Source organism: Desulfonatronospira sp., assembly GCA_003563255.1.
In the GTDB taxonomy this organism is placed as follows: Bacteria; Desulfobacterota; Desulfovibrionia; order Desulfovibrionales; family Desulfonatronovibrionaceae; genus Desulfonatronospira.
In genome coordinates, this window is sequence record PWSL01000328.1 from 1 (window position 1) to 2711 (window position 2711).

Below are 2711 nucleotides of genomic sequence, written 5' to 3' on the forward strand. Positions count from 1 at the left end.
CTCATGGGGGACCTGTCCATGATCAGTCCGCAGCAGCTGCCGGTGCTGCTGATGGTGCTGCCTGGCATGGCGGTGATCTTTGTGCTGGCCCGGCCCATGAACCTCCTGCTCATGGGCCGGGATACGGCCGCTTCCATGGGGGTCAATGTCCGCCTGGTCACCCTGGCCCTTCTGGTCTTTACCTCGCTCATGGTCAGCGTGGCAGTAAGCCAGTCCGGGCTTATAGGATTTGTAGGCCTGGCTGTGCCGCATATATTCCGGCTCATCCTGGGACCGGACCATCGCCTGCTCATACCGGCCTGCCTGCTGGGCGGGGCTTCCTATCTCATCCTCTGCGATCTTCTGGCCCGCACCCTGCCCCCTGAAGGAGAGATGCCCGTGGGCGTGGTCACTGCCCTCATCGGTGCTCCCCTGTTTATCTATCTCCTGTGGAGGTCCAGGAGATGAACGCGGTGAAAATTTCAGGAGTCAGTTTCAGCCGGGCCGGACAGCATATCCTGCAGGATATCAGCATGGAAGCCGGGGAAGGAGAATTCCTGGCCATAATCGGACCCAACGGCGCAGGCAAGACCACCCTGCTGCGCCTGGCTGCCGGCCTGGAGCAACCGGACAGTGGATGCGTGGAAATGCTGGGCAGGGCCGTATCATCTTATACGCGCAGGGAGTTTGCGGCCCAAGTGGCCCTGGTGCCCCAGGAAGTGCCCTTAGAGATGCCCTTCAAGGTGGCCGAGACCGTGCTTCTGGGGAGATCGCCGCATCTTGGACTGTGGGAGATGGAAGGGGAAAAGGACCGCCAGTTGGCCTTGCAGGCCATGCAGAACATGGGGGTGGAGCATCTGGCCGGGCGGCGTCTGGATCAGCTGAGCGGGGGGGAACGCCAGAGGGTGTTCATTGCCCGGGCCATCTGCCAGCAGCCCCGGGTGCTTTTGCTGGACGAGCCCACCGCTTCCCTGGATCCGGCGCACCAGGTGAGCATAATGGATCTGCTGGAAGGATTGTGCCGGGAGCAGGGCGTGAGCGTGATCATGGTTTCCCATGAGCTGAACCTGGCGGCCATGTATGCAAACCGGATGCTTCTTTTAAGCAGGGGCAGGACCGCCGGGACGGGTGCGCCCCATGAGGTGCTCACCCGGGAACTCTTAGAAAAGAGCTACGGCTGCCGGATCATGGTGGATGAAAATCCCCTGGGCAAAGTTCCCCGGATGATGCCCGTGCCTGAAAAATACGGAAAGTAATAATCGTGTTTCACTGCAAGCATGGGATGTCCCTGGGATATGCACAGGCCTCTTTTTTGGGATGCATCACTGTTAAGCGTCTCAGCATGGTCATCTGGCATCTGTTTTCTGCCTGGCGTCCTGCTACGCTTCTTAACATGGTTCGCGTGTAACCATTCAGGGGGTCCTTGATGGTGATAATTGGCCCCCTGAATGGTTGCCTTCGCGTACCAGGACTGATTCCTCCAAGTGACCCCTGAAAAATTCACTCCCAAATGCTCTCGGCAAAACAACAAACCAACCTCAGGCATGATACTGAAAATTAAATTCAAAATAATTATTGACAAGTGCCCGGGACTTCATTAAACGACTTCTTATACCGTTAAGGCGGAGCTATCCGGGGAAGTACATTTTCGGGCCGGCTTAATTTGAACATCCTTTTTTAATGTCGGCTGTACAGTAGAACAGTTCAATTAACTGCCTGTTTCCCTGACCCGGTTATTTTTTGTTAACTTTCCCGTACTGTTATTTTTAATCAGCTTATTGTCTTATTGATAATAATTTTTATTTTCGACATCATTATATCTGAGCATTACCATTAAAGCAGTGGACAACAATAAAAAGTACGTGATGCTGGCCCTGAAAATCAATTACAAAAGGAGGGAAGCCATGACCCTGAAATCAAGCATAAGCAGCCTGGACAAACAAACCCAGAGAGTGCTGCAACAAAAAATTGATCATCTGAACGGCAAAAACCCGGTTAGCTTTGATGAATACTTAAGATGCGTCAGCATCATCAGGAAAAGTTTCCTGAAAAAGAAATGCGCTGAATCCGACAAATACTGAAAGGGGGACATCATGACCGCAGCAGTTATCGGAGGAATGGACAGGCTGCAGCCTCATTACCAGAAGACAGCCAGGAAGGCCGGGTACAAAATCAAGATGTTTACCGGGACGGAAAACACTATCAGTGAGCGGCTTGGCAGCATAGACCTGATGATAATATTCACCAACAAGGTCTCACACAGTGCCCGCAAAAACGCTTTTGAAGCGGCCAGGTCCGAAAATATTCCGGTGATAATGTGCCACTCCTGCGGGGTGTCCACCCTGCGTGAATGCCTGAAAAATCCCAGACCGGACTGCCCCATGAAGGGATGTGCCTGCAAAAAGTGAAAGTTAACAGCTAAGGCGGGCTTTGCCCGCAACCCAATAAAGAAAAGAGCTTTTTTGACCCCGGTGAAATGGAAGAAATTTCACGGGGCAGGCAGGATTAACCCCAGTTAAACACCCCAACGGGGACCCCGGTTTAACGGGGCAGGCCCAGTTAAACCCTGTTTCGCAGGAAATCCTTCGGATTTGTTTAACCGGGCAGGCAGGATTAAGAGATTGATGAAGAGAAAATCATTTTTGTCCTGGCTCCCAGTTTAATGCCCTTCGGGCTTGCTCTGCGAGCAATTAAATCACGCCACAGGCGTGACAGGCGGAAGCCAGGCCAAA

At 53.2% G+C, this 2711-nt stretch carries 4 protein-coding genes; all 4 read left to right on the forward strand.

The window, feature by feature from the left end; all coding sequences use genetic code 11:
• Nucleotides 1-447: iron ABC transporter permease (locus QZP87_RS09540; protein WP_291322690.1), on the forward strand; the 447-nt coding region annotated here is incomplete at its 5' end.
• On the forward strand, nt 444-1235 hold the full coding sequence (locus QZP87_RS09545; RefSeq protein WP_291322691.1) for an ABC transporter ATP-binding protein: 792 nt from the start codon (nt 444-446) through the stop codon (nt 1233-1235). The genes QZP87_RS09540 and QZP87_RS09545, both read left to right, overlap by 4 nt.
• Nucleotides 1236-1883: 648 nt before the next feature.
• Nucleotides 1884-2060 (forward strand): hypothetical protein, encoded by a 177-nt coding sequence (locus QZP87_RS09550; protein WP_291322692.1) that lies wholly within the window; start codon nt 1884-1886, stop codon nt 2058-2060.
• A gap of 12 nt (nt 2061-2072) precedes the next feature.
• The gene (locus QZP87_RS09555) at nt 2073-2387 is read left to right on the forward strand and encodes a DUF2325 domain-containing protein (protein WP_291322693.1); all 315 of its coding nucleotides are present in this window, start codon (nt 2073-2075) and stop codon (nt 2385-2387) included.
• Nucleotides 2388-2711: the final 324 nt, after the last annotated feature.

Excerpts from the sequence above, each read along its gene's own strand:
- QZP87_RS09545 (WP_291322691.1), top strand. The coding sequence starts at position 444 with ATGAACGCGGTGAAAATTTCAGGAGTCAGTTTCAGCCGGGCCGGACAG.
- QZP87_RS09550 (WP_291322692.1), top strand. The coding sequence starts at position 1,884 with ATGACCCTGAAATCAAGCATAAGCAGCCTGGACAAACAAACCCAGAGA.
- QZP87_RS09555 (WP_291322693.1), top strand. The coding sequence starts at position 2,073 with ATGACCGCAGCAGTTATCGGAGGAATGGACAGGCTGCAGCCTCATTAC.